Genomic DNA, 24,187 nt, shown 5'->3' on the forward strand with positions numbered 1-24,187 from the left:
CGGGGGGCGTCTGGTGCCGGAAGTCACCTGATCGGATGCCATCGGTCGTCGCACTATCGGCGGGTGGCTGGGTGGGGCGAGCAGCGGTGGATTATGGTCCGCCGCATGCAAACACTGCGCAGGATCATCGGTATCGGCACCATCGCCGCCGCGACATTCGCGCTGGCCGCCTGTGGCTCGGACGACGACAAGGGCTCGAGCACCACCACGTCTGCGGCCACGTCATCGGCCGCGGCGTCGGCGCAGCCCACCTTCGGTCAGCTGCCCGCGCAGAACACCGGCGCCGAATGCACCGCCGACGACATCGTGGTGGTCGGCGGTTTCGGCGCCACGCCGAAGATCACCATCCCGGACACTTGCACCCCGCCGACCCAGCTCGTCGTCAAGGATCTGGTCCCCGGCACCGGGCCCGGCGCGGTCGCCGGTCAGCCGCTGACCATGAACTACACGCTGATCACCTGGTCGGATAAGAAGAAGCTGGACAGCTCGTTCGACCGCGGCAAGCCGTTTCAGCTGACCCTTGGTGCCGGAAAGGTCATTCCGGGTTGGGAGCAGGGCCTGGTCGGCGTGCAGGCGGGCGCGCGGCGGCTGCTGATCATCCCGCCGAACCTCGGTTACGGCGCGGGTGGCAATGGCATCAAGCCCAACGAAACGCTGGTCTTCGTCACCGACGCGGTCGCCGTCGGCAAGTAATCTCGCCGCGGCGGTGCTGCCTGCAGCCCGTCGCGACGGGTCAACTAACCTGGTCGAGATACGCACGTTAAGCCGTGCGGCGATTTCGCTCGTGATAACCCCAAGCAAGTCGGCCACAAGCAAGTCGACCAGGACCAACGAACAAGGAGCATGTCCGTGAAGAGCACCGTCGAGCAGCTGAGCCCGACCCGGGTCCGGATCAACGTCGAGGTGCCTTTCGAGGAGCTGAAGCCGGACTTCGACAAGGCCTACAAGGCGCTGGCGAACCAGGTGCGCATCCCCGGCTTCCGTCCGGGTAAGGCCCCGGCCAAGCTCATCGAGGCCCGCCTGGGCCGCGGCGCGATCCTCGAGCAGGTCGTCAACGATGTGCTGCCCGGCCGCTACAGCGAGGCCGTCACCACCTCCGAAGTCAAGGTCATCGGCCAGCCCGAGATCGAGATCACCAAGATCGAGGACGGCCAGGAGCTGGCCTTCACGGCCGAGGTCGACGTGCGCCCGGAGATCGCCCTGCCCGCCTACGACGGCATCGAGGTGACCGTCGACTCGTTCACCATCGGCGACGAGGACATCGAGGAGCAGCTGCAGTCGCTGCGCCAGCGCTTCGGCACCCTGACCGGTGTCGAGCGTCCGGTCCAGGAAGGCGACTTCGTCTCCATCGATCTCTCGGCCACCGTCGACGGCGAGGACGTGCCCGAGGCGGCCACCACCGGCCTGTCCCACGAGGTCGGCTCCGGCCAGCTGATCGAGGGCCTGGACGAGGCGCTTATCGGCCTTTCGGTGGACGAGTCCAAGGAGTTCACCTCGACCCTGGTCGCCGGTGAGCACGCGGGCAAGGAAGCGGTCATCACCGTCACCGTGCGCTCGGTCAAGGAGCGCGAGCTGCCCGAGGCCGATGACGAGTTCGCCCAGCTGGCCAGCGAATTCGACACCCTCGACGAGCTGAAGGAAGACCTGCGCAACCGGGTCGAGCGCGTCAAGAAGGTCGAGCAGGCCGGTCAGATCCGCGACAAGGTGCTCGAGACCCTGCTCGAGCAGGTCGAGGTGCCGCTGCCGGAGGCGGTCGTGCAGGCCGAGATCGACGCCGTGGTGCACGATGCCGTGCACGGCTTCGACCACGACGAGGCCAAGCTCGCCGAGGCGCTCGAGGCCCAGGGCTCGAGCCGCGAGGAATTCGACAAGGACACCAAGGAGTCCGCCGAGAAGTCGGTGAAGACCCAGCTGCTGCTGGATGCCATCGCCGAGGCGGACAACACCCAGGTCGGCCAGGAGGAGCTCACCGAGCGGATCCTGTTCCAGGCGCAGCGCTACGGCCTCTCGCCCGAACAGTTCATCCAGCAGGTGCAGCAGGCGGGCCAGCTCGGCGCGGTCTTCGCGGACGTGCGTCGCGGTAAGGCGCTGGCCGGTGTGGTCGGCAAGGTGAAGGTCACCGACTCCGACGGCAACGCCGTCGACACCGCCGAAATGTTCGGTGCCCCTGAGGGTTCCGAGTCCGACGGCAACGAAGAGACCGCCGCCGCGAGCGCCGAATAATTCCATGGAAGGACAGCGCGATCGACTGCCGTGTGGTTGTGTGATTGCGCTGTGAAGGAGCGTAGCGAGTGAACCAGAAGCACAGCGCGCTCTCGCGCACAGCGCAATCGAGCGTCAGCGAGATTGCGCTGTGAGCGAAGACGGGCGGTACCGGGAGTTCGGTGCCGCCCGGCTTCGTTAATGTTTGTGACAGCGAACCAGTGATGGCTGTGTAGCAATCAGAGCCGGTGAGAAGAGAAGGCAGGTATCCGTGACAATGAACAAGGCAGGGGTCGTCATGAGTTCCCCCACTGCTGGTCTCAACCTCAGTGATTCGGTATACGAGCGCCTGCTGCGTGAGCGCATCATCTTCCTCGGCACCCAGGTCGACGACGACATCGCCAACAAGCTGTGCGCGCAGATCCTGCTGCTGTCGGCGGAGGATCCGACCAAGGACATCTCGCTCTACATCAACTCGCCCGGTGGTTCGGTCACCGCGGGTATGGCCATCTACGACACGATGCAGTTCGCCGAGTGCGATATCGCCACCTACGGCATGGGTCTGGCCGCATCGATGGGCCAGTTCCTGCTCACCGCGGGCACCAAGGGCAAGCGGTACGCCCTGCCGCACGCGCGCATCATGATGCACCAGCCGTCGGCGGGCATCGGTGGTTCCGCGGCCGATATCGCGATTATGGCCGAACAGTTCGCACACACCAAGCGGGAGCTGAACGAGCTGCAGGCGATGCACACCGGTAAATCCATCGAGCAGGTGACCGTCGACGCTGACCGCGACCGCTGGTTCACGGCGAAGCAGGCCCTCGAGTACGGCTTCATCGACCACGTGATCAGCCACGCGGATCAGGCCAACGGCGCGAAGTAAGTCGGCGCCGCAGACCGCTCACCCACCCAGACTTTGGAGACGAAGATGGCCAATCTGTTCGACCCGCGCGCCGGTCTCGGCGGCACCGCCCCGGCGAGCCCGCAGTCGCGCTATATCCTGCCCTCGTTCATCGAGCACTCGAGCTTCGGTGTCAAGGAGTCCAACCCGTACAACAAGCTGTTCGAGGAGCGCATCATCTTCCTCGGCGTGCAGGTCGACGATGCCTCGGCGAACGACGTCATGGCGCAGCTGCTGGTGCTGGAGTCGCTGGATCCCGATCGCGACATCACCATGTACATCAACTCGCCCGGTGGTTCGTTCACCTCGTTGATGGCGATCTACGACACCATGCAGTACGTGCGCGCCGATGTGGCCACCGTCTGCCTGGGGCAGGCCGCTTCCGCCGCGGCCGTGCTGCTCGCCGCCGGTACCCCCGGCAAGCGCGCGTGCCTGCCCAATGCCCGCGTGCTGATCCACCAGCCGTCGCTGGAGGGTGGCATTCAGGGGCAGGTTTCGGACCTGGAGATCCAGGCCGCCGAGATCGAGCGGATGCGTCGCCTGATGGAGACCACGCTGGCGCGCCACACCGGTAGGGATGCCGACACCATCCGCAAGGACACCGACCGCGACAAGATCCTGACGGCCGAGGAGGCCAAGGAATACGGGATTATCGACACGGTCTTCGATTACCGCAAGCTCAGCGCCCAGAAGTAGTGCGCCCAGAAGTAGTGCGGACAGAAGTAGGGCGGACGCGCCGGACGCGGCGCGTTGATCGCTCGTAAGTTGCTCTATGTCAGGAAAATCCGGCCGGGCCGCATGCCGCTCGGCATGTGCCCCGGCCGGACTGCTTCAGGGGAGCCGACCGGCCGGAAGGGTGTCGGGCGGAAGGGTTTCCGAGGCGGGCGGCCAGGAGTGTCGGATGGCCGTCGATCGGGGTGAACGTGTTCCATAGTGGTAAGAACTCGGACGACCCCCGTGAGAAACATGCTCGAGTTGTCGACCTCCGTCGCACACACCGGGTACGGTCGACCTAGGGACCTTTGCTCCCGGTTGACGGCAGTGCTCGAACCGTCGGAATCGCTCGAGGTGTTCGTGAATACACCCGAGGGTGGCGGATTGCTGGCAACCTGGATAGACGGTTGCAGGCGGACAAGGAAGTAGGGACCCACGAGATGGCGCGCATCGGAGATGGCGGCGATCTGCTGAAGTGCTCGTTCTGCGGAAAGAGCCAGAAGCAGGTCAAGAAGCTCATTGCGGGACCAGGGGTGTACATCTGCGACGAGTGCATCGATCTATGCAACGAGATCATCGAGGAAGAGCTGGCCGAGTCCAGTGAGGTCAAACTCGATGAGCTGCCCAAGCCCGCCGAGATCCGGGACTTCCTGGAGAACTACGTGATCGGGCAGGACACCGCCAAGCGCACCCTCGCGGTGGCCGTCTACAACCACTACAAGCGCATCCAGGCGGGTGACAAGGGTCGCGACAGCCGCGGCGAGACCGTCGAACTGGCCAAGTCCAATATCCTCATGCTCGGCCCCACCGGCTGCGGCAAGACCTACCTGGCGCAGACGCTGGCCAAGATGCTCAACGTCCCGTTCGCCATCGCCGACGCGACGGCGCTGACCGAGGCCGGATATGTCGGTGAGGATGTCGAGAACATCCTGCTGAAGCTGATCCAGGCCGCGGACTACGACGTCAAGCGCGCCGAGACCGGGATCATCTACATCGATGAGGTCGACAAGATCGCCCGCAAGAGCGAGAACCCGTCGATCACCCGCGATGTCTCCGGTGAGGGTGTGCAGCAGGCGCTGTTGAAGATCCTGGAGGGTACGCAGGCGAGTGTGCCGCCGCAGGGCGGGCGCAAGCATCCGCACCAGGAATTCATCCAAATCGACACCACCAACGTGCTTTTCATCGTTGCGGGTGCGTTCGCGGGGCTGGAGAAGATCATCTCCGATCGCACCGGCCACCGCGGCATCGGCTTCGGCGCAGAGGTGCGCTCCAAGGCCGATATCGATACCGATGACCACTTCGCTGAGGTAATGCCGGAGGATCTGATCAAATTCGGTCTGATCCCCGAATTCATCGGCCGCCTCCCGGTCGTCGCCTCGGTGACGAATCTGGACAAGGATTCGTTGGTCAAGATTCTCTCCGAGCCGAAGAACGCATTGGTGAAGCAGTACGTACGGCTGTTCGAGATGGACGGCGTCGACCTGGAATTCACCGATGACGCGCTGGAGGCGATCGCCGATCAGGCGATCCTGCGCGGCACCGGCGCCCGCGGTCTGCGCGCCATCATGGAGGAGGTCCTGCAGCTGGCGATGTTCGACATCCCCAGCCGTGACGACGTCGCCAAGGTGGTCGTGAACGCCGACACCGTCAACGACAATGTGCTGCCGACCATCGTGCCGCGCAAGGCACAGCGCGCCGAGCGCCGGGAGAAGTCGGCGTAGCACCGCAGTACGCATACCTCGCGAGTGGGCCGGAGAAATTTCCGGCCCACTCGATGTGTATCGGGCCGGCGGTTTGGGTATCCGTAGGGCACGGTTGAGTAACCAGCCCAGTCCTGGTCCTGGATGATCGGGGCGAAAAGTTTCCCGCCGCAAGGTGTCTGCCCGGCGGATTCGACGGACCGAGGTCCTCATGTCGACAGTTCTAGTTTCTTCAGATCAAAGTATCGCTGCCGCAGACGGATCCGGACCCCAGCGGTCTGCCGACCGTCTGTGCGTAGTCGTGTCACCGCCGGTGGATTCGGTCACCTTGTGTGCCGTCGGCGGCGAAATGGATTACCTGACGGCCGAGACCTTTCGGCAGTCCCTGCTGGAAGCGTTACCTACGGCGGGCGCGGTGGTCGTTATCGATCTATCGCAGGTGACGTTCTTCGGCGTTGCCGGGCTGCGGGCGTTGATGGAGGCCCGATCCTGGCTCGGCCACAGCGGCCGGCAACTCCAGTTGATCACGGGTCCGCGCTGCGTGGATCGGCTACTCGAGGTCGCGGGGCATGCCGCGGTCTTCGATGTCATCCCGAGCCTGGCCGCGGTTGCGCGGCCGAAACCGCTGGAGTTGGCTCGCGCGAGCGCCTGATACCGAAAACGCGGGTGCGGCAGTCGAATTCGGCTGCCGCACCCGCGGTCTGTATGGACCCGTGCGGTGGCTTCAGGACGCTTCGTTGCGCATATCGTCCTGGCTCCAGTAGGCGCGCATGGCGACGATTTTGCCCTCGTCGTCGAAGTCCATCGCATCGATGGGCGAGAGTGTGAAGCGCTGATCGCCGAACTTGGTGACGAGAGTGAACATGAAGGCGGCGTGGTTGCCCGCGATTCGAACCGAATCCGCGTGCAGCTGCGTTTCCCGATCGAGGTTTCCGAGCACCTCGTAGAACTCGCGAATGGCGTCGTGGCCGCGCTTGGGTTCGGTGCCGATCGGATCTTCCACCACCGCATCGGGTGCGTAGAGGTCGACGATCGCCTCGGTCGGGCCGGAACCGACCAGCTTGACGTACTGTTCGATCACATCGCGGATCTTGGCTGCCATGGAAACCTCTCACGAATTGAAACGTGTTCTAATTCGGAGCGTAGCAGTGTCCGGTGATCGCGTGGCATGGAATCCCGTTGGGCGGGGCAGACGTACTGGCGCAGATGGCCCCCCGCGCCAGTACTCGTCGATCGATACCCCTCGGATATCTTGTTGGCGCGCTAGTGATGTGGGATACGGTGACGGTCGGATTCCGCATCACTGAGGTTGCCGATCGCGCCCGGACTCGGAGTCCCCATTGACTCCCTGGTTCGCCGTTGAACCTTCTGTCCCGCACTTGTGCGTCTGCTTTTGGTGTCGCTATTCACCCTCCATGTGTTACCGCGCCGCCGCCTTTTTCTGTGCCCGAAGGCGGTGCGCTCGGTCCGGTCCGATCACTGTTGGTGAAGCCTCAGGGGCCGACGGCGGCCTCGCTGAATGCCGCCGCGGGGTTCATGACCGGATTCATTTTGTCCTTTTCGCCTGGTCCGGGTGGGTCTGGAGCCTGGTGGGGCCCGGGTGGTTCAGAAAACTTGTCGCCATTTCTCGCTGTCGGAACCCGGTGTGTCGAGCTTGTGTGGTGCTCGTCGTGCTGTTTACTCGGTCCGGTCAACCAGATGTTCGAGTGACGAGTGAAAGCGGAGGAGACATGGCACTGCCTACCATGACCGCGGAACAGCGCACTGAGGCGTTGGCCAAGGCGGCTGCGGTCCGCAAGGCGCGCTCCGAACTGATCGGCAAGGTGAAGGCCGGCAAGGTTTCGGTGGCCGACCTGTTGAAGAAGGCGGACAGCGACGACCTGGTCAAGAAGACCAAGGTCGCTGCCGTGATCAAGGCGCTGCCCGGTGTCGGACCGGTCAAGGCGGCCAAGCTGATGGACCAGGCGGAAATTCCCGAGGACCGCCGCATCGGTGGACTCGGCGCGCGCCAGCGTGCGGCGTTGCTCGAAGCGCTGAAGGACTGACACGTCGTCCGTAGCGATTGCTTGCAGGTCGCTCGAAAGGGTCAGCAGGACCATGCTCAGGAAACGAACGCTCACGTCGGTGGCGTGGCTGTGCGTCGAGAACGGCCGCTTGCTCGCGGTCCGGACCGAGGGACGCGACGCCTTCTATCTGCCGGGCGGCAAGCCCGAACCCGGAGAAACCCTGGCGGGAGCGCTCGTTCGGGAGGTTCGCGAGGAAGTCGGCGTCGAATTGGAGGCGCACCGGATAACGCCCGTGGTGACCATTACGGCCCCAGCCCACGGGCGTCCCGGAACGCTGGTCGAGATGCACTGCTTCCGCGCACCCGGTCACGGCGCGCCGGCTCCGGCGGCGGAGATCGCCGAGATGGCGTGGCTCGGGCCGGACGACGGACACCTGTGCGCGCCGGCCGTTGTGCAGGCCCTCAACCATTTGACCGAGGTTGGTGGGTGGCACGCGGCCTGAACGCTCACTTCGCACGGAGAACGCCCCACAGCATGCGCTGTGGGGCGTTACTGTTTCGGCGGTCTAGCGGTTCGTACGGCGGCGGGGGCGTTGGAAGTTGATCGGGGCGGGATCGCGCAACTGCGGCCCACGCGGGGTGACCAGGATCAGGGCCAAGCCGAGGGCGACGATCAATGCCGCACCGATGACGCTGAGGGTGAAACTGCCCCCACCCATGTCGGCGGGTTTGTGAAAGGCGTGATAGATCAGGTGTGGCACGCCGAAGACCAGCCAGCCGAGGCCCGCGACCTGGGCAAGTGCGCTGCCGCCGAGGAATAGCGCGGCCAGTGTCACCGCGGTCAGCGCCAGGAAGAACGAGCCGACATCGGAGGCGAGATGGTGGTTGTACGGGCCGTCCGCGCCGATCCACTGCATACCGAAACCCGGGAAGCTGGTGTACCAGGAGTGCGGCGCGAAGACCGCCCACAGTCCGACGACCGCGCCCTGAAATGCCAACACCCCCAATATGATTCGCACGGCGAGCCAGCGATTGCGCTGCTGTTGGAACCGCATCCGCACACGTAGCCCGCCGGATTTGCCATCTACCGTGATCCGCATCGGTCTCTCCGTTCATCGCCGAACCAGGGATCTGGTGCTGCAACCGTAAGTCGGACCTCGGGTCACGATCAATAGGCGGCGACCTCGTCGCTGACGGTCAGCCGGTCGGAGCGGGAATAGATGTTCATGGTGTCCCCGCGCAGGAAGCCGACCAGGGTGAGGCCGGATTCGGCGGCCAGATCGATGGCCAACGAGCTGGGGGCCGAGACGGCGCCGAGCATCGGGATGCCCGCCATCACGGCCTTCTGAACCAGCTCGAAGGAGGCCCGGCCGCTGACAATGAGCACGAGATCGTTTGCGGGGATACGGTTTTCGAGTACCGCCCAGCCGAGCACCTTGTCGACAGCGTTGTGTCGTCCGATGTCCTCGCGCACAGCGAGTGCGGTGCCGTCGGGGGTGAACAGTCCCGCAGCGTGCAGACCGCCGGTGGCGTCGAAAACCGTTTGACGGGTGCGCAATTGGTCCGGCATGGCGGCGAGGGTCTCGGTGTCGACCGTGATCGAGGTTGTCGGCAGCGGGAATCTGGTGCGGGTGCGGACCTCGTCGAGCGCAGTCTTACCGCAGAGTCCGCATGCGCCGGTGGTGAGGAAGTTGCGGCCGTGCACCGGGATAGGGGTGCGCAGTTGGACATCCAGCACGTTGTAGGTGTTCTGGCCGTTCTCGTCGGCGCCCGCGCAATAGCGGGCGCTCACCACATCCTCGGCGGCTTGAATGATGCCCTCGCCCAAGAGGAAGCCGTGCACCAGTTCGATATCGCTGCCCGGGGTGCGCATGGTGACGGTGAGTGATTGTCCGTCCAGGCGCAGCTCCAATGGTTCTTCTACCGCAACGGAATCCGGGCGTTCGATCACGCCGTTCGGTGAGATGCGGCGTGTCTTGCGGCGCGCGGTCACTCTGCTCACGACCGCGCCTCGCTGGCGCTCGGGTCCTGCCCCACATGAACGTGCGGCTCCAACCGGATGGTCACAGCCTTGGAAACTGGTGTATTCGACCGTGCCGCAACGTGATCGAGCGGAACGAGGGGATTGGTCTCCGGATAGTAGGCGGCGGCATTGCCGCGCGGGGTCGAGTATTCGACGATGCGGAAACCGGTCACCTTGCGTTCGGTGCCGTCGGTCCATTCGGAGACCAGATCCACCAGATCGCCGTCTACGAAACCGAATTCGGTGATGTCGTCGATATTCATCAGGACAACTTTGCGGCCGCCATGCACCCCGCGATAGCGGTCGTCCAGGCCGTAGATGGTGGTGTTGTATTGGTCGTGGCTGCGCAGGGTCTGCAGGATCAACCGTCCCGCGGGGACTGGTGTCCAGGTCAATTCGTTCACCGCGAAATTGGCTTTGCCGGTGGCAGTGCGGAATTCGCGGGAGTCGCGCGGTGGATGCGGCAGTACGAAGCCGTTGCGATCACGCACCCGCTTGTTGTAGTCGTCGCAGCCGGGCACCACACGGGCGATCGCATCGCGGATCTTGTCGTAGTCGAGTTGATACTGCGCCCACGGCACCGGATGATCCGCGCCGAGCAGCGTCTGCGCGAGTTCGCAGACGATGGCGACTTCACTGCGCAAATGCTCGCTCACCGGCTTCAGCCGACCGGTTGATAGATGCACCATCGACATCGAATCCTCCACCGAAACTTGCTGTTTCGCACCATTCTGTAGGTCGAGATCGGTGCGGCCGAGGGTGGGCAGGATGAGCGCGGTCGTGCCGTGCACGACGTGGCTGCGGTTGAGCTTGGTGGAGACCTGCACGGTCAGCGCGCAACTGCGCAGCGCGGCCTCGGTCACCCCGGTATCAGGGGTGGCGGAGACGAAATTGCCGCCCATGCCGAAGAACACCCGCGCCGCGCCCGCGCGCATGGCGCGGATCGCATCAACGGTGTCGTAGCCGTGTTTGCGCGGGCTGGCGATGCCGAGTTCGCGGTCGAGTGCGTCGAGGAAGGTATCGGGCATCTTCTCCCAGATGCCCATGGTGCGGTCGCCCTGCACGTTGGAGTGGCCGCGCACCGGGCACACGCCCGCGCCGGGCTTGCCGATCATGCCGCGCAGCAATAGCAGATTGGTCGCTTCCTCGATGGTGGCGACGCCGTGCTTCTGCTGGGTCAGGCCCATTGCCCAGCAGATGATGATGTTCTTGGATTCGGCCAAAAGTGTTGCGGTGCGGTACAAATCGTCGTCGGTGAGTCCGGTTGCCGCGCGCACCGTGCCGAGATCGACCGCGCGCACATTCTTTTCGTACTCCGCGAAGCCAGCGCAGTGCGCATCGACGAACTCGCGGTCGACCACCGTGCCCGGTGCGCGGTCCTCGGCCTCGAAAAGCAGTTTGCCCAACCCCTGGAACAGCGCCATATCGCCGCCGAGCCGGATCTGCAGGAAGTCGTCGGCAATGGCGACACCGCTGGTGAAACCCGTGAGCGTCTGTGGGTCGCGGAAGCCGAGCAGTCCGGTCTCCGGCAGCGGGTTGACCGCGATGACCTTGGCGCCGTTAGCCTTCGCGCCCGCCAGCGCGCTGAGCATGCGCGGATGATTGGTGCCCGGATTCTGGCCCGCGACAATGATCAGATCGGCCTTGCCGAAGTCGTCGATCGAGACCGAACCTTTGCCGATGCCGATGGAACTGGTCAGTGCGGCGCCGGAGGATTCGTGGCACATATTCGAACAGTCCGGCAGATTGTTCGTGCCGAAGCTGCGGACCAGCAGCTGGTAGAGGAATGCGGTCTCGTTGGCGGTGCGGCCCGATGTGTAGAACACCGCTTCGTCGGGGGATTCCAGCGCGCGCAGGTGCTCGACGATGAGCTGGTAGGCCTCGTCCCACTCGATGGGCAAGTAATGGGTCGCGCCTGGGCGCAGCACCATCGGATGGGTCAGCCGACCCTGCTGGCCGAGCCAATAACCGGATTTGCTCGCCAGTTCCTCGATCGAATGCTGCGCGAAGAATTCGGGGGTCACGGTGCGCAGCGTCGCCTCCTCGGCGACGGCCTTGGCGCCGTTCTCACAGAATTCGGCCGGTCGGCGATGCCCCGTCGGCTCCGGCCAGGCACAGCCCGGGCAGTCGAAGCCGTGCACCTGGTTGAGGCGGGCCAGCGTGCGCGCGGTGCGCAGCACACCCATCTCCTCGACCCCGCGTTTGAGCGCAACGGCAACGGCCGTCACACCCGCGGCCTGCTCCTTCGGCTGGGTGACGGTCAATTCGGACTCGTCGATGTCCTGTGTCGGCCCATTGCGGTGCATGCCCGATATTGTCCTCTCCCCGCGAAGTTTGTCGCGGACCTACCCGTTTGTCCTGATTCCGGACGCTCCCGTCGCGGTGGTGGGGTCCCTGCCCGAGGGGTGCCATCCGGTTCGGATCGTATGCACTCGTGGCCGGTTCGGCAGGGTTTGCGCATTGCCGGGTACAGCGGTGACGCTACCTGGTAGCCGGCGGTTTTAGCTGGGTTCGAGCTCAGCCAGAAGGCTCCGCGTCGGCGGCTGTCGGCTTACCATAACTACTGATCAAATCGCTGATCTGAGGCATGTGCGATGGGGACGCTGGCGGCTATTCCGACGCGTGCCGGCGGGGAGCGTCGACACGCGACGTCTCGGCGTGTGCGGTGGGGGATTCTCTGTTCCGCCGCGCTATTGGTCGCGGCGGCGCCGGTCGGGTTCGGCAGGGTAGCGGCTTTCGGGGTTCCGGCGTCGGAAGAGCCGACTTCGTCGGTGGTTTCGCCGGCACCCGCGCCCGGACACCACGGGCCGGGGACGCGGGATGGGGCCGGGGCACAGACCAGCACGGCGGTGCCGAATGACAATTCGGACGGTGGTGGGACGCGTGACGGTACCGGGACGCACGACGGCACCGGGACGCAGACGACGACCAGTCCGGTGCCGACTGATCCGTGCGCCGGACGGACGTCGGATGGGTGCTCCGGACCGACTTCCACTCCCGAACAACCGCGGCTGCCCGATATTGTGCTGCCGCCGATCACCATCACCTTGCCGCCGAATCCACAGCCGCCGATCCCGGCGGACCCACCTGCGAATTCGTCCACGGTGCCGCCGCAGCAGCAGATACCGGCGGATCCACGGCCACCGGAAAATCCGTCGAAGAGGCAGCCCACGGTGGTTGTGCCGACCGTTCGGCCTGCGGATCCGCCGACGCCCGCCGCTACGGCACCGGCGCCCTCGATTGCGCCGCAACCCGCCGCGCTCGAGCTCACGCCCACAGCGATCGGACTCGGTGGCGATGTCACCGCGGCCGGATCGGGGTGTGATCCGCAGTCACAGGTCAGCTTGCTGGTCGGGCAGACGCCGGTGGGTAATGCCGTCGCCGGGGCCGATGGTGGTTTTCGGGCACCGCTGGCGTTGACGTCGATCGAAGTCGGGCGATATGAGGTGACGGCGCGCTGCGGGCGCACGCTGACCGCGCCGTTGGATGTTGTGCTGGTCAGCCGGATCAGTTCCGCCACTTCGACATTGACGCTGATTCTGTTCTTCTTGTTGATCGGTGCCTGGTTCTACGGGCATCGGCTCGTCTCGCACCTACCCGCGCGGAGGGAACCATGATGCGAGTCCGTGTCTCGGCGGCGACGCGAATTATCCTGCTGCCCAGTGTGTTCGCGCTTGTGCTCGTCGGGCTGTCGGTGGCACCGGCAGCGGCCGAACCGCAGGGTGTCGATATGTCGGCGACCATCGACGATCGCGATATCGCCGAAACCTCCGCCACCGAACCGCTACGGCTGCAACCGAACAGCATCATTCGGGTGGCTATCGCGTTGACCAACAACAGCGATGGGGCGTTGCATATTCGGCAGGTCGACCTGGCCGGGCATGTGCTCGGACTGACCTTCTTCTCGTACTCGACCGCCGTCGAATTGACCATCGCACCAGGAAAATCCGAGGCACTGAAGTATCGGCTCGATCTGACCGGACTCGAAGGTCAGGCGACCGGACTGATCGTCGCGGATTTGGCGGTGATCGGCGAGGATGGCGCGCAGGTCGCCTCGATACCGATGGACACCGATGTGCGCGGCTCGTTGTATTCGGTATACGGACTGTTCGGGATTGCGCTGGCGGTGCTGACCATGCTCGCCATTGCCGACGCGACGTTGGCCATTGCCCGGCACCGGCTGTCCACTAACCGGTGGCAGCGCGGCTTGCGGTTACTGGCGCCGGGTATCGGCATCGGCTTGATATTCGGGTTCACCGCGTCGGCACTGCGGTGGTGGGTTCCGGATACCGGGCTGTGGCTCACGGTTGCCGGTGTGGCGGCGTCGGTCGGCTTCCTACTCGGATACTGTTCGCCGACACCGGAAGTCGGGGATCTGCCGCCGACCGAGGAGGTCGACGAAGTCGCCGATGTGGAAACCGTGCGCTTCCCGGATGGGGCGACATCTTGACATCTGAAACCGGCCGAATGCGGGCCGTGCTGCCCGCGTATGACATCGGTGCGCAGGTCGGCAGGGGCGGATGCGGTGTGGTGCTCGCGGGTACGCACCGTCAGTTGGGGCGGCCGGTTGCCATCAAACAGATTCCACCGCAGTTCGCGCATGACGAGCAGGTGCGGCGTCGGTTCGTCGCCGAGGCGCGGTTGCTTGCGGCAATCGATCATCCACACGTGGTGCGGGTTTTCGACTACATCGAGGCCGATGAGCTGTGTCTGTTGGTTATGGAGTATCTGCCCGGTGGGACCGTTGGGAGTCGGTTCGCGACCGAGGGATACGACGCGGCTACCGCGGTCGCGGTCGGGCTGGCCTGTGCCGCGGGGCTGGAAGCGGCACACCGGCACAAGATTCTGCACCGCGACGTCAAGCCGTCGAACCTCATGTTCGGTACCGGCGGTGCGATAAAGCTGACCGATTTCGGGATCGCCAAGATCGTCGGTGGCGATGAGACATTGGTTACCAGGACCGGTGAGATCGTCGGGACTCCGTCCTATATAGCGCCGGAACAAGCACGCGGACAGCCGCTTTCGCCCGCCACCGATGTCTACGCGCTGGCGACCATGCTGTATCAGCTGTTGTCCGGGGTACTGCCGTTTCCGCCGAATGAGGACCATTTGGCAACGCTTTTCGCACACGCCTTCGGTACTCCGATACCGCTCGTCGAGGTCGCGCCGGGCGTGCCGGAGCCGATCGCCGACGTGGTGATGCGCGGTCTGGCGACCGATCCCGCCGATCGTTTCGATACCGCCGAACTCTTCGGGATTGCTCTCGCCGAACTCGCCGCCTCGTGCTGGGGTGGCGATTGGCTTACGCCCGTGGGTATTCCGGTCATCGGCGCGGACACTATTGTCGCCGCCGCGACCGGGAGCAGTCGCGCCGCCGGGCGATCCGGTGTTCAGACGCCGAGAGCGAAGAGTGGGCTCGAGCAGTCCGCTGTCAGGCACCGGACAGGCGTGCTTGCCGCGGGCTTCGAATCTCGCGCGCCGGTAACAGCTGTCCCCACCCAGCCTCCGACCGGTGCCTCACCGCCACGACCCGGCCCCGCTGCGGTAGCGTTCCCTTCGTCGGCTCCGACCGAAATCTCGTCGATGCCGGACATAGTGGGTTCGGATCCGGCTCCGAGTGCGCCGTTATCGCCGGTGCCACCAGCGCGTGGTGATATCACGGGTGGTTCCGAGCAGTTCGGCGCGGCGGCACGCGGCGCGCCAGGGGCTCCAGGGGCGCCAGCGCCGGAGTGGTCCACGTCGGAGCCGCGCGCATCCGGGTCGCCCGGGGCGCAGCCGCCAGCGCCGGAGCTGTCAGGGGCGAGGAGGTCCGCGCCGGGCACGGATGCGTCGGGAGATGCGACGTCAAGGCCGCGGCCCGTGCCGGGGTCGCCTACCTCGGGAGATGCGCCAGCAGGACCGCCTTTTTATGGAGCCGGGCAGGGTTCCTCGGGGTATGGCGGGTCGGCACGACAGGTGTCGTCGTCCGGAAGGTCGTGGCCTGGGCCTTTCAGGGCGGAGCCCTTCCGGCCGCCGATGGTTCGCGTGCGTCCGGTGCATAGGGCGCAGGACAATGGAGTTCGGTTGGCTGATGTCGATCGCCGAGATCTGGTGCCGATCCGCGATGTTGTCAGCTTTGCTTCGCCGTGGCCGATGTTCGGGGTTGGCGCGTTGCTTGCGGTGGCTGCTTGTGCGGTTGCGGTGATCGGGGTGGGCGCGCCGACCGCCGGAGGGGATCTGGTACCCGGGACTGTCACCGTTGCCGGTGTCGATGCGACGGGTCCGAATCCGATCGAGGTCGATCTGTCGGAGCCGATTCCATTGCAGGTCAACGGAATCGACGTCGACTCGGCTGCGCTCACGGTGGAGGTATTCGGTGTGCGGTTGGGTGGGGATCCGGTGCCGCTGCGGCCCGGCGGCGCGGCCACCCTGCCCGATCCGGTCAACGCACATGTGCTGGCCGGGAAATTCGACGGCGAGCTGACCCTGCTGCGCAGCGGAACGGAAATCGCCACGCAGCGAATCGAATTCCGCAGCACCCAGCGCCCGACACGCACCGCCGCAGCGGCCGCGATCGTGGTCCTCGCCCTGTTCGCCGTTGCCTACCTCGAGTCCAACACCCGCACCTTACGCCGTGCCCACGGTGGACTGGCCAACATCATCGGCCTGTCCGCGAGTTCAGCCATCCTCGCGGTCGCCGTGGCCGGTGGCGCCTGGATTCTCCACGACACTCCGCCCACCATCAGCACCCTTGCCATCACCGCCGTACTCGCCGCCGGAGCTGGCCTCGCCGCCGCATCGTCCGCACGCCGAATCGGCAAGCGCCACAGCTTGCTCCGCCGCGCACGGCGCGATAAACGTTGAAGCAGTAGCCCTGGAACGGAGGCCGGAGGCTTTTCGGTGGCGGTGTGAGCTGCTCAGGAACGGCGCCGTTTGCTGGTTGCCTCGGTTGGGTGCTTCGGGTGGGCCTCGGTGCGGTAGGTGAGGATGCGTTGGCCGATGCGGAGGCTCCATCCCGGGTGCAGTTCGGTGGGCGTTGTGCCGATACGGGTCCATTCGTCGGCGCCAGGGGCGGCGATGAATGTGCCTGCGGGGGTTGCGGCGTCACGGACGTAGACCTTCCCGCGGTCGACCGAGACGTAGGCGTGCACCCGCGAGACGTGGCGATCGCGCGGGACCGCGAGGGGTGTGGCAGTGGCGGCACGCACTGTCTCGTCGATCATTGGGCTGCGGCCGACGACATACGGTCGGTCCAGCGGAAACGCGGAGCCATCCGCCAGAACCAGCGCGCCTACGGGCGGTCGCGCCCCGGAGTTCTCCTGATTATTCGCCTCGCCTACTGGTCGTAGCGGCCGCGGTCGTACCCCTTGCAACGCCGGAATCTTGTGCAATGCAATCTGTTCCGGCCGCGCTGCCGAACCCGCCCGCGTTCCAGCGGCGTCCTCTCGTTCCCGGGCGGGCATGGCTTGGGTGCCGATTTCCTCCGGCGCATCTGCCTGCCCGGATGCACGCGACGGTGCCGAACCACTCGGCCGCGCCTCCGATGATGCTGCGCCGAGTCGAGCAGCGGACGTCGATCTCGCGGGCCCGACCTTATCGGCCGACGCGCCGAATCCCACGCTCTGCGCCGCCGATCCCCTCGCGGACCGGACAGAGTCCACCGATCCGGTGGGTCCTGCCTTTTCGGTTGGCTTGTCGTGTGCGGTGGACTTGGTAGTGGATCGCTGTGCGGATTGGCCAGAGTCCACCGATCCGGTGGTTCCCGCCCTCTCGGTTGGCCCGTCGTACTCGGTGGCGGATCCTGCGGAGCGCCCCTGCTCGTTGGGGGCGGTCGACCGCGCAGCGGGGTCTCGGCTGGACTCCCCTGTCGGACGGGCAGATCCAGCCTCGCGTGTGACGCCTGCGCTTTGGGCGGAGCCTGCGGCTGGTGTCGATTCGGTCGCGGATTTTGCGGTCGGCTCGCGCAGGGCTTCGAATCCGGCCGGAGCGGTGGGCGGGGGTTCGGCGGGGGAGGGGTTAGCGGTGGTGCGGGCTCGGGTGTTCGCCGATTTTCCGGTGCGGCGGGTGGCTATGCGCAGGACGAAGCCGCTGCCGGCGACGATGCCGGCGCGCAGGTCGGTGCGTGGGAGTTCGTGGATCGGGAAGGCGATGTCCGCGCCGACCGCGATCCGGCGCACCGGTTCTCGCACGATTTCGTCTACCCAGGTGAACGCGCGGGCTCCGGAGAGTCGGCGGGATCCTTCCGCGCCTTGGATCTCCGCGCTGACCTGTCCGCGCAGCAGAATGACGGTGCCATCAGCAGTCGGTGCGATAACTCCGAACGGTGGCGCCTCGGAATTTCCGCCGAAAACCACTGCGGCCAGCCGCTGCGCGATCGCGGCCCCGGGATGGCGCGCATCCGCGACGGCCTCGATCGCACCGAGTATCCGGTCGGTCGAAGGGGTCTCGTCCGCGAGATAGACGACAACCGCGCCGAAGCGTGCGATCAGACCATCACCCGGCGCAATCCCCACCGTCGACGCGTCATTCCGCACTCGCGCCTCCTTCCCGGCCCACTACCGGCGTCCAGCATAGAACGTGCCCAGCACCCGAAACCGGCCGCCGAAGAACCGCAAGCGCGCACACGCTGTGATTCTTACCGGCCTTGATCGACGAGGTGTCGTGCACCACTGAATATCAAAGACTCCATCCCGCAGATGCGGTCTTCTGCGAGCGGCAAACCGCTGCGCGCGGACACTGCGCGAACGACCGGCGGTACGGCGGGATTCATACTGCCGGGTCGGTGCGCGATGAGCCCGGACAGGTGTCAGCCGGTGAACTCGGATGCGTGGTCTTCGAGCCAGGTGGTGAATGGCCGGGCGGGGTGGTCGGTCAGGATGGAGACGGCGTCGGTGATCGGAGTGGGGACGCCGTCGCAGCGTCGCCAATAGTCGAGCAGGCCGTCGGCGTAGCGGCCAGGGATGAATTCGGCCATCTCTTGCTTCCACGCGTCGGGGGTGACGTGGGCGATGGTTGCGGTGCGGCCGGTGACCTCGGCGATCAGGTCGATCTGCGCGGTGAACGTCAAGGTCTGCGGACCGGTGAGGGTATAGATACCGCCACGGTGGTCGGGTTTCGTGAGCAGCGCATGTGCGCACTCGGCGACGTCGAGTTCGTGGATCGGATCGGTGTAGGCATTGGGGTAGGGGAGGCTGACGGGGCGTTCGGCCTTGATCGCGAACGACCAGCCGCGGGCATTGCCGGCGAAGGCGCCGGGACGCAACACGGAGACGGTCATCGGTGCGTCGGCCAGTCCGAGTTCGGCGTCGAGGTGGGACTTCGCGACCGGATTGGTGGTCGCAGCCGGATCGAGCACCGCGGACGAGGACAGCAGCACGATGTGATCGACTCCGGCTTCGGTTGCGGCGGAGACGAATTCGGTGATGCATTCGGGTTCGGCATACAGGAATACCGAGGTGACGCCGTCGAGTGCGGCGGCGAAGGTGGCCGGGTTGCGCAGGTCGCAGGTGATGGCGGGTACTCCCGCGGGAAGCTGCTCGGGCCGGCCGGAACCGACGCGGACAGGGTGGCCGTCGGCGCGCAGCAGGGACAGGAGCTTGGTGGCGACCGCGCCGCGGCCTCCGGTAATGAGAATCATGAGAAGTCCTCGAGTCGAGAGTGATTCAGTGCTGTGGCTCGGCCTGGGCATGTCGCGGCAGCAGCCGCACCAGACCGAGGCTGATCAGCGTGATGGCCGTGACGAATACGAGGCTGGCCGTGAGTGCGTGCGCCGCACCGGAGCCGACCGTGTGGAAGTACACCGTGGTGATGGCGGCGGCGCCGATCGCATTGGCGAGTTGCTGTACGGCGGAAAGGGATCCGCTACCGCTGCCGGTCTCGGACGGGTCGATATCGCCGATGGTGACAACGAAGATGCTGCCGAAGCAAGTGCCCATACCGAGGCCGAGCACGAGGATCGCCACGGCGAGAGCCCAAGGGGCATTAGTGATTGTGGTGGTGAGTGCGAGAATCAGTAGCAGGCTCGTGCCGAAAAGGGTGATCAATAGGCCGATCAGGATGAGATTGCGACCGAGTTCAGCCAATAGTCGGTGCGCGGCAATCGACGCGATGATTATGCCGACGGCCAGCGGCGCCAGGCCGAGCGCGGCTTCGGTCGGGCGATAACCGAGGCCGTTCTGCATGAACAGCGACAGCACGTACAACAGCCCGGAGACCGCGGCGAAGAAGACGAGTCCGAGGATCAGACCCGAGGTGAAGCCCCGGTTCCGCAGTAACGTCGGCTCGATCAGCGCAGCGACCGCGGTGACCTGCCGACGGGCGAACAGCGCGAAGGCCGCGACTCCCGCCGCTATCGACGCGAACGATGAAGCGGTCCAGCTGTGGGCCGAGCCGTCGATCAGACCGAATAGTGTGCCGAGCATCGCTGCGGCGAGCAGAACAGCGCCGAGTGCATCGATGGTGACGGTGCGATCGCCCTGTTCGGTTGGCAGTAGGCGATAGGCGGCGGCGAATGCAAGCCCGCCGAGCCCGATATTGATCAGGAACATGGCACGCCAGCCGAGGCCGAATAGATCGGCATCGACGAGAAATCCGGCCAGGATCGGTCCGCATACTCCGGACAGGCCGAGGGCCGGGCCGAAAACGCTGAATGCCCTGCCGCGCTGTTCACGGGGAAAGACGCTGGTCAGGATGCCGAAACCCTGCGGGATCAGCATCGCGCCGAAGGCGCCCTGTACGAGTCGCGCGGAGATCAGCGTGGTCGGATCGACGGCGAGGCCGCAGGCGATCGAGGCGAGGGTGAACCCGGCCAAGCCGATCAGGAACAACCTGCGTTTGCCGAAGCGGTCGCCGAGTCTGCCGCCGACGACGAGCAGAACGCCGAGGGAGAGGGCGTATCCGGCACCGAGCCACTGGATCAGCGCTGGTCCGCCGTGCAGATCCCGCGCGATGGTCGGCGCGGCGATATTGGTGATAGTCGAATCGAGTAGGTCGAGGATGTCAGCCGCCAGAATGACGGCCAATATCGCCCACATTCGGGGGCTGACCTTGGTATCTGGTGGCGCCGCTTGCTGTGTTGGGGTGGTCATGTCCAGCTCTCGAGGAAGATGTGTCGGCAGCGAACAATGGTCGTTACGAACAGCGTTCGATGTGGTTGAACCCTATGCGGCGAACGTCGTTCGTGTCAAACGCTGTTCGTCGAGGCGTATGCTCCGAAATATGAGCGCCGCACCCGTCAGCCGCCGGGCCCGTCCCGCGAAGGCACCCCTCAGTCGTGACGTCATCATCGATACCGGCCTGCGGATTCTCGACCGCGACGGCTTGGCCGCCCTCACCATGCGCCGCGTCGCGCAGGACCTCGATACCGGCGCGGCCTCGCTCTATGTCTATGTCGCCAACCGTGACGACCTGATGGCCGCCATGCTCGACCAGGTGCTCGGTACGGTGCCCGAGCCCACGGGCGACACCTGGCGCGACCGCCTGACGACGCTGGTCGAAACGACCGTCGACGCGATGTCGAAACACGAGGGACTCGCACTGGTCGCGCTCGGCTCGATCCCGACGAGCCCGAACGCGCTGCTGATCGTGGAGCGGCTACTCGCCCTGCTCGCCGAGGGCGGCGTGGACCCGCAGACCAATTCCTGGGCCGTCGACCTGATCTACCTGCACATATCAGCGCAGGCCGTGGAGCAGAGCACGTACAACACCAAGGACACCAACGAGCAGGACTATGTCGCCGAGGTCGCCCGTCATTTCGCCCAACTACCGGCCGACCGCTATCCGACACTGGTGGCCATGCGCGAACAGATGCTGGCGGGCGGCGGCGACGATCGGTCGCGCTGGGCGCTGCGTGCGCTGGTCAACGGCATCCTGGCGACTCCGGTCGAATGAATGCCGTGGGAGAATCGTCTATGCGGATGATTCGACCGGCGGTCGAGGACGACCTGCCGATACTGCAAGATATCGAGCGCGTGGCGGGCAAACCATTCGCCGACATCGGCATGATGGCCGTTGCCGATGACGATCCGCCGTCACTGGATACGCTGCGGGAATTCCAGCACGCGGGCCGCGCCTGGATCTTTCCCGATGCCGCTGGCCGCCCGATCGGCTATCTGATCCTCGGGATCGTCGACGGTAACGCCCATATCGACCAGGTTTCGGTGGATCCGGATCACGCGGGCAAGCGGATCGGCAAACGGCTCATCGACCATGCCGTGCGCTGGGCGAAAGCCCAAGGGATGCAGGCGATCACGTTGACAACCTTCATTGATGTGGCCTGGAACGGCCCGTACTACGAACGCCTCGGCTTCCGCTTTCTGACCGCCGCCGAGGAGACCGCGGAATTACGCGAAATCCGGGCCGCCGAGGCCGCGCACGGCCTCGACCTCTGGCCGCGCGCCGCCATGCGCGCCGAACTCGACACCTGGCAAATGGACTGAGCTAATACTGCCGCGCGAAGGCGGCCTCCGCTGCGGGCAGGGCCGCCGCGCGGTCCTCGGGGACGAGACCGATCCGGGTGCGGCGGTCCAGCAGGTCATCGGTGTCGAGGGCGCCTTCGTGGGTGATCGCGAAGGCGAATTCGGCTGCGGTGACGTCGATTCCGGGCGCGACCTGTTCGGCCAAGGCGGGATTCCGATCGGCAAGTTGGAGTACGGACGCGGACTCGCTACCGTATCGCTCGACCAGCACGGTCGGGGCGTTGATGCGATCGCGGGCCGCACCGGAGACCGCGCCGACCAACGGAAGTCGCTTGGTTCGGCACGGACCGGCGGTGAGGTTGCCGTGCGCGATCGCCGCATCGAGAGCGTCCTCGGCCATCCGGCGGTAGGTGGTGAGTTTGCCACCGACAATCGTGATGACGCCGGTGGGGGAGTGCAGGACCGCGTGCTGACGGGAGATATCGGCGGTGCTGTTGTCGGCCGTCCGCAGCAGCGGGCGCAGTCCGGCGTATGTGCCGCGAACATCATTGCGGGTCAATGGCTCTCGGAGTGCGGTGTTGATGGTGTCGAGCAGGAAATCGATTTCGGCGTCGGTGGGCTTCGGCTCGTCGGGAACCGGGCCGGGGGCATCCTCATCGGTGAGACCGAGATAGACCCGGCCGTGCGCGGCGGGCAAGGCGAAGACGAAACGGCTGGTACTGCCGGGGACGGGGACGGTAAGCGAAGCGGTCAGTCCGCCGAATGATTCGGCATCGAAAACGAGATGGGTGCCGCGGCTCGGACGCAGTTCGATACTCGGGTCGACCTGATCGGCCCAGACGCCGGTGGCATTGATGACCGTGCGGGACCGTACGGTCATGGCTTCGCCGGTCAGGGTGTCGCGCAGGGTGGCCGAATCGCCGGTCACGTCGAGGGCTTCCAGGCGGGTGAGGATCATCGCGCCTTGTGCGGCGGCCGTGCGAGCCAGCGCGACTACCAGCCGCGCATCGTCCACCAGCTGTCCATCCCAGGCTTGCAGGCCGCCGCGCAACCCGTCGCGACGCACGATCGGTGCCAACCGCAGCGCCTCGGCGGTGGATACCCGACGCGAACGTGGCAGTGTCGCAGGCGAAGTGCCGGCACTGCGGCGCAGTACGTCACCGGCGACAAAGCCGGCGCGGATCAAAGTGCGTTGTGCGATACCGATTTCCGGGAGCAGCGGTACCAGCTGCGGCAGGGGGCGAACGAGATGCGGTGCGGTGGTGGTGATCAGAATCCCGCGCTCGACCGCGCTTTCGTGTGCAATGGCGACCTGCCCGCTGGCCAGATATCGGAGCCCGCCATGCACCAGCTTCGAACTCCAGCGGCTAGTGCCGAATGCCAGATCGTGGCGCTCCACCAGCACGGTTCGCAGCCCGCGCGCAGCGGCATCGAGCGCCGCACCGGCTCCGGTCACGCCGCCGCCGATCACCAACACGTCGATTTCGCCGCCGTCGCCGAGCAGCGTCAGTTCACGGTTGCGGCGTGCGGCATTCAGCGCGGAATTGCCGTGGGGATCAGCCGAATTCGTAGTCATTACAATCCTTTTCGACGGCGGGCAATCGCCGGTGCTGAGGTATTCGGGCCTTTGTCATTGCGCCTTCTCGACGGGGGTCAGATAACCGTCGATCGCACGGGCCAACTCGGTGTCCAGCGCCGCACCGGCCAGCAACGGCGCGACCGTACCGGCCGACTGCACCGCCGACTGCGCGATGAGCAGCAGCATGGTCGCCATCTGTTCCGGGTCGCCCGCGCGAATCGTGCCGTCCCGGTGGCCTTCTCGAATGCTCGTACTGAACAGGTCGATCAGAGCGCGCTGGTTGCGCCCGAGGCGGCCGAAGACATATGTCAGCATCAGATCGGTATCGGTGCGGAAGATCTTGCCGAACAACGGATTCGAGCGAATCGTCGCCGCACCCGCGACCACCCCCGCGACCAGCCGCGTGCGCGCATCTCCCGCGGCAGGCATGGTGTCGGCGACGATCGCGTGCAATTCGCGCACCAGCAGTTCGGCCACCAGCGATCCGGTATCCGGCCAGCGGCGGTAGACGGTGGGCCTACTGACACCGGCGCGGCGGGCGACTTCGGTAAGTGTGGTGCGGCGCACCCCGAACTCCTCGACGCAGGCCCTGGCCGCGTCGAGGATCGCGAGATCGGTGGCCGAGAGCGCGTCATCGGGGGTGGACGCTGCGGAGGTCATCGGGTATC

General features: G+C 65.8%; 22 protein-coding genes. 13 read left to right on the forward strand and 9 right to left on the reverse strand.

The genetic code is table 11. The features are described 5' to 3' along the window. Positions 1–105 precede the first annotated feature (105 nt). The 6 genes from ACIBJI_RS11555 to ACIBJI_RS11580 all read left to right on the forward strand — a co-directional run bounded on the left by ACIBJI_RS11555 (position 106) and on the right by ACIBJI_RS11580 (position 6,169). Positions 106–693 carry an FKBP-type peptidyl-prolyl cis-trans isomerase gene (locus ACIBJI_RS11555; RefSeq protein ID WP_364338973.1) on the forward strand — a complete coding sequence of 196 codons (588 nt, stop codon included), beginning with the start codon at positions 106–108 and terminating at the stop codon, positions 691–693. A 156-nt stretch (positions 694–849) separates the two neighbouring features. Then, positions 850–2,223, forward strand: coding sequence for a trigger factor (gene tig / locus ACIBJI_RS11560; RefSeq protein WP_364338975.1), 1,374 nt, complete (start codon positions 850–852; stop codon positions 2,221–2,223). Between the two features lie 277 nt (positions 2,224–2,500). After that, the gene (locus tag ACIBJI_RS11565) at positions 2,501–3,085 is read left to right on the forward strand and encodes an ATP-dependent Clp protease proteolytic subunit (RefSeq protein WP_364338977.1); all 585 of its coding nucleotides are present in this window, start codon (positions 2,501–2,503) and stop codon (positions 3,083–3,085) included. A gap of 45 nt (positions 3,086–3,130) precedes the next feature. Continuing rightward, positions 3,131–3,799: an ATP-dependent Clp protease proteolytic subunit gene (locus tag ACIBJI_RS11570; RefSeq protein WP_364338979.1), complete on the forward strand. Its 669-nt coding sequence runs from the start codon at positions 3,131–3,133 to the stop codon at positions 3,797–3,799. Positions 3,800–4,257: 458 nt separating this feature from the next. After that, positions 4,258–5,538 carry an ATP-dependent Clp protease ATP-binding subunit ClpX gene (gene clpX, locus ACIBJI_RS11575; protein WP_364338981.1) on the forward strand — a complete coding sequence of 427 codons (1,281 nt, stop codon included), beginning with the start codon at positions 4,258–4,260 and terminating at the stop codon, positions 5,536–5,538. A gap of 292 nt (positions 5,539–5,830) precedes the next feature. Further along, on the forward strand, positions 5,831–6,169 hold the full coding sequence (locus ACIBJI_RS11580) for an STAS domain-containing protein (RefSeq protein ID WP_396955758.1): 339 nt from the start codon (positions 5,831–5,833) through the stop codon (positions 6,167–6,169). A gap of 72 nt (positions 6,170–6,241) precedes the next feature. Here ACIBJI_RS11580 and ACIBJI_RS11585 read toward each other — a convergent pair whose 3' ends face one another. Further along, positions 6,242–6,619 carry a nuclear transport factor 2 family protein gene (locus ACIBJI_RS11585; protein ID WP_364338985.1) on the reverse strand — a complete coding sequence of 126 codons (378 nt, stop codon included), beginning with the start codon at positions 6,617–6,619 and terminating at the stop codon, positions 6,242–6,244. Between the two features lie 628 nt (positions 6,620–7,247). Between ACIBJI_RS11585 and mihF the strand changes: the two genes are divergently transcribed. Then, on the forward strand, positions 7,248–7,562 hold the full coding sequence (gene mihF, locus ACIBJI_RS11590) for an integration host factor, actinobacterial type (RefSeq protein WP_040687687.1): 315 nt from the start codon (positions 7,248–7,250) through the stop codon (positions 7,560–7,562). Between the two features lie 52 nt (positions 7,563–7,614). Continuing rightward, entirely contained in the window at positions 7,615–8,025 is a 411-nt protein-coding gene (locus ACIBJI_RS11595; protein ID WP_364338986.1) for an NUDIX domain-containing protein, read from the forward strand. 63 nt (positions 8,026–8,088) lie between these two features. Here ACIBJI_RS11595 and ACIBJI_RS11600 read toward each other — a convergent pair whose 3' ends face one another. The 3 genes from ACIBJI_RS11600 to ACIBJI_RS11610 form a co-directional block, all read right to left on the reverse strand. Further along, on the reverse strand, positions 8,089–8,622 hold the full coding sequence (locus ACIBJI_RS11600) for a hypothetical protein (RefSeq protein WP_396955759.1): 534 nt from the start codon (positions 8,620–8,622) through the stop codon (positions 8,089–8,091). 68 nt (positions 8,623–8,690) lie between these two features. Next, entirely contained in the window at positions 8,691–9,524 is an 834-nt protein-coding gene (gene fdhD, locus ACIBJI_RS11605) for a formate dehydrogenase accessory sulfurtransferase FdhD (RefSeq protein WP_396955760.1), read from the reverse strand. Further along, complete coding sequence (locus ACIBJI_RS11610) at positions 9,521–11,851, reverse strand: FdhF/YdeP family oxidoreductase (protein WP_396955761.1); 2,331 nt, start codon at positions 11,849–11,851, stop codon at positions 9,521–9,523. Before ACIBJI_RS11610 ends, fdhD begins: the two co-directional genes overlap by 4 nt. Positions 11,852–12,394: 543 nt before the next feature. Here ACIBJI_RS11610 and ACIBJI_RS11615 point away from each other — a divergent pair. The 3 genes from ACIBJI_RS11615 to ACIBJI_RS11625 are packed head-to-tail and all read left to right on the forward strand — an operon-like array spanning position 12,395 to position 16,388. Next, positions 12,395–13,162, forward strand: coding sequence for a hypothetical protein (locus ACIBJI_RS11615; RefSeq protein WP_397083965.1), 768 nt, complete (start codon positions 12,395–12,397; stop codon positions 13,160–13,162). Beyond that, the gene (locus ACIBJI_RS11620) at positions 13,159–13,995 is read left to right on the forward strand and encodes a hypothetical protein (protein WP_364338996.1); all 837 of its coding nucleotides are present in this window, start codon (positions 13,159–13,161) and stop codon (positions 13,993–13,995) included. Before ACIBJI_RS11615 ends, ACIBJI_RS11620 begins: the two co-directional genes overlap by 4 nt. Further along, the gene (locus ACIBJI_RS11625) at positions 13,992–16,388 is read left to right on the forward strand and encodes a protein kinase (RefSeq protein WP_364338999.1); all 2,397 of its coding nucleotides are present in this window, start codon (positions 13,992–13,994) and stop codon (positions 16,386–16,388) included. Before ACIBJI_RS11620 ends, ACIBJI_RS11625 begins: the two co-directional genes overlap by 4 nt. Positions 16,389–16,441: 53 nt before the next feature. Here ACIBJI_RS11625 and ACIBJI_RS11630 read toward each other — a convergent pair whose 3' ends face one another. The 3 genes from ACIBJI_RS11630 to ACIBJI_RS11640 all read right to left on the reverse strand — a co-directional run bounded on the left by ACIBJI_RS11630 (position 16,442) and on the right by ACIBJI_RS11640 (position 20,611). Further along, positions 16,442–18,058 carry an FHA domain-containing protein gene (locus tag ACIBJI_RS11630; protein WP_397083968.1) on the reverse strand — a complete coding sequence of 539 codons (1,617 nt, stop codon included), beginning with the start codon at positions 18,056–18,058 and terminating at the stop codon, positions 16,442–16,444. 272 nt (positions 18,059–18,330) lie between these two features. Further along, positions 18,331–19,161, reverse strand: a complete 831-nt coding sequence (locus tag ACIBJI_RS11635) for an NAD(P)H-binding protein (RefSeq protein WP_364339003.1) — start codon at positions 19,159–19,161, stop codon at positions 18,331–18,333. 25 nt (positions 19,162–19,186) lie between these two features. Further along, positions 19,187–20,611: an MFS transporter gene (locus ACIBJI_RS11640; protein ID WP_397083970.1), complete on the reverse strand. Its 1,425-nt coding sequence runs from the start codon at positions 20,609–20,611 to the stop codon at positions 19,187–19,189. A gap of 130 nt (positions 20,612–20,741) precedes the next feature. On the opposite strand from ACIBJI_RS11640, the gene ACIBJI_RS11645 reads away from it, so the two are divergent. Together ACIBJI_RS11645 and ACIBJI_RS11650 are read left to right on the forward strand one after the other, a co-directional pair. After that, entirely contained in the window at positions 20,742–21,413 is a 672-nt protein-coding gene (locus tag ACIBJI_RS11645; RefSeq protein ID WP_364339008.1) for a TetR/AcrR family transcriptional regulator C-terminal domain-containing protein, read from the forward strand. A gap of 20 nt (positions 21,414–21,433) precedes the next feature. Continuing rightward, on the forward strand, positions 21,434–21,961 hold the full coding sequence (locus ACIBJI_RS11650) for a GNAT family N-acetyltransferase (protein WP_364339010.1): 528 nt from the start codon (positions 21,434–21,436) through the stop codon (positions 21,959–21,961). 1 nt (position 21,962) lies between these two features. Here the strand turns inward: ACIBJI_RS11650 and ACIBJI_RS11655 are convergent, their stop codons facing one another. Together ACIBJI_RS11655 and ACIBJI_RS11660 are read right to left on the reverse strand one after the other, a co-directional pair. Beyond that, positions 21,963–23,516: a glycerol-3-phosphate dehydrogenase/oxidase gene (locus ACIBJI_RS11655; protein WP_364339012.1), complete on the reverse strand. Its 1,554-nt coding sequence runs from the start codon at positions 23,514–23,516 to the stop codon at positions 21,963–21,965. Positions 23,517–23,570: 54 nt separating this feature from the next. Then, a complete protein-coding gene (locus tag ACIBJI_RS11660) occupies positions 23,571–24,179 on the reverse strand; it encodes a helix-turn-helix domain-containing protein (RefSeq protein WP_364339014.1) in 609 nt (202 codons plus the stop codon). Positions 24,180–24,187: the final 8 nt, after the last annotated feature.

The organism is Nocardia sp. NPDC050408, assembly GCF_044458905.1.
In the GTDB taxonomy this organism is placed as follows: domain Bacteria; phylum Actinomycetota; class Actinomycetes; order Mycobacteriales; family Mycobacteriaceae; genus Nocardia.

Bases quoted from the DNA above. Each gene is read 5' to 3' on its own strand.
- ACIBJI_RS11555 (WP_364338973.1), top strand. From the start codon at position 106: ATGCAAACACTGCGCAGGATCATCGGTATCGGCACCATCGCCGCCGCG.
- ACIBJI_RS11565 (WP_364338977.1), top strand. From the start codon at position 2,501: ATGAGTTCCCCCACTGCTGGTCTCAACCTCAGTGATTCGGTATACGAG.
- ACIBJI_RS11570 (WP_364338979.1), top strand. From the start codon at position 3,131: ATGGCCAATCTGTTCGACCCGCGCGCCGGTCTCGGCGGCACCGCCCCG.
- clpX (WP_364338981.1), top strand. From the start codon at position 4,258: ATGGCGCGCATCGGAGATGGCGGCGATCTGCTGAAGTGCTCGTTCTGC.
- ACIBJI_RS11585 (WP_364338985.1), bottom strand. From the start codon at position 6,619: ATGGCAGCCAAGATCCGCGATGTGATCGAACAGTACGTCAAGCTGGTC.
- mihF (WP_040687687.1), top strand. From the start codon at position 7,248: ATGGCACTGCCTACCATGACCGCGGAACAGCGCACTGAGGCGTTGGCC.
- ACIBJI_RS11595 (WP_364338986.1), top strand. From the start codon at position 7,615: ATGCTCAGGAAACGAACGCTCACGTCGGTGGCGTGGCTGTGCGTCGAG.
- ACIBJI_RS11600 (WP_396955759.1), bottom strand. From the start codon at position 8,622: ATGCGGATCACGGTAGATGGCAAATCCGGCGGGCTACGTGTGCGGATG.
- ACIBJI_RS11610 (WP_396955761.1), bottom strand. From the start codon at position 11,851: ATGCACCGCAATGGGCCGACACAGGACATCGACGAGTCCGAATTGACC.
- ACIBJI_RS11620 (WP_364338996.1), top strand. From the start codon at position 13,159: ATGATGCGAGTCCGTGTCTCGGCGGCGACGCGAATTATCCTGCTGCCC.
- ACIBJI_RS11635 (WP_364339003.1), bottom strand. From the start codon at position 19,161: ATGATTCTCATTACCGGAGGCCGCGGCGCGGTCGCCACCAAGCTCCTG.
- ACIBJI_RS11640 (WP_397083970.1), bottom strand. From the start codon at position 20,611: ATGACCACCCCAACACAGCAAGCGGCGCCACCAGATACCAAGGTCAGC.
- ACIBJI_RS11645 (WP_364339008.1), top strand. From the start codon at position 20,742: ATGAGCGCCGCACCCGTCAGCCGCCGGGCCCGTCCCGCGAAGGCACCC.
- ACIBJI_RS11650 (WP_364339010.1), top strand. From the start codon at position 21,434: ATGCGGATGATTCGACCGGCGGTCGAGGACGACCTGCCGATACTGCAA.
- ACIBJI_RS11655 (WP_364339012.1), bottom strand. From the start codon at position 23,516: ATGACTACGAATTCGGCTGATCCCCACGGCAATTCCGCGCTGAATGCC.
- ACIBJI_RS11660 (WP_364339014.1), bottom strand. From the start codon at position 24,179: ATGACCTCCGCAGCGTCCACCCCCGATGACGCGCTCTCGGCCACCGAT.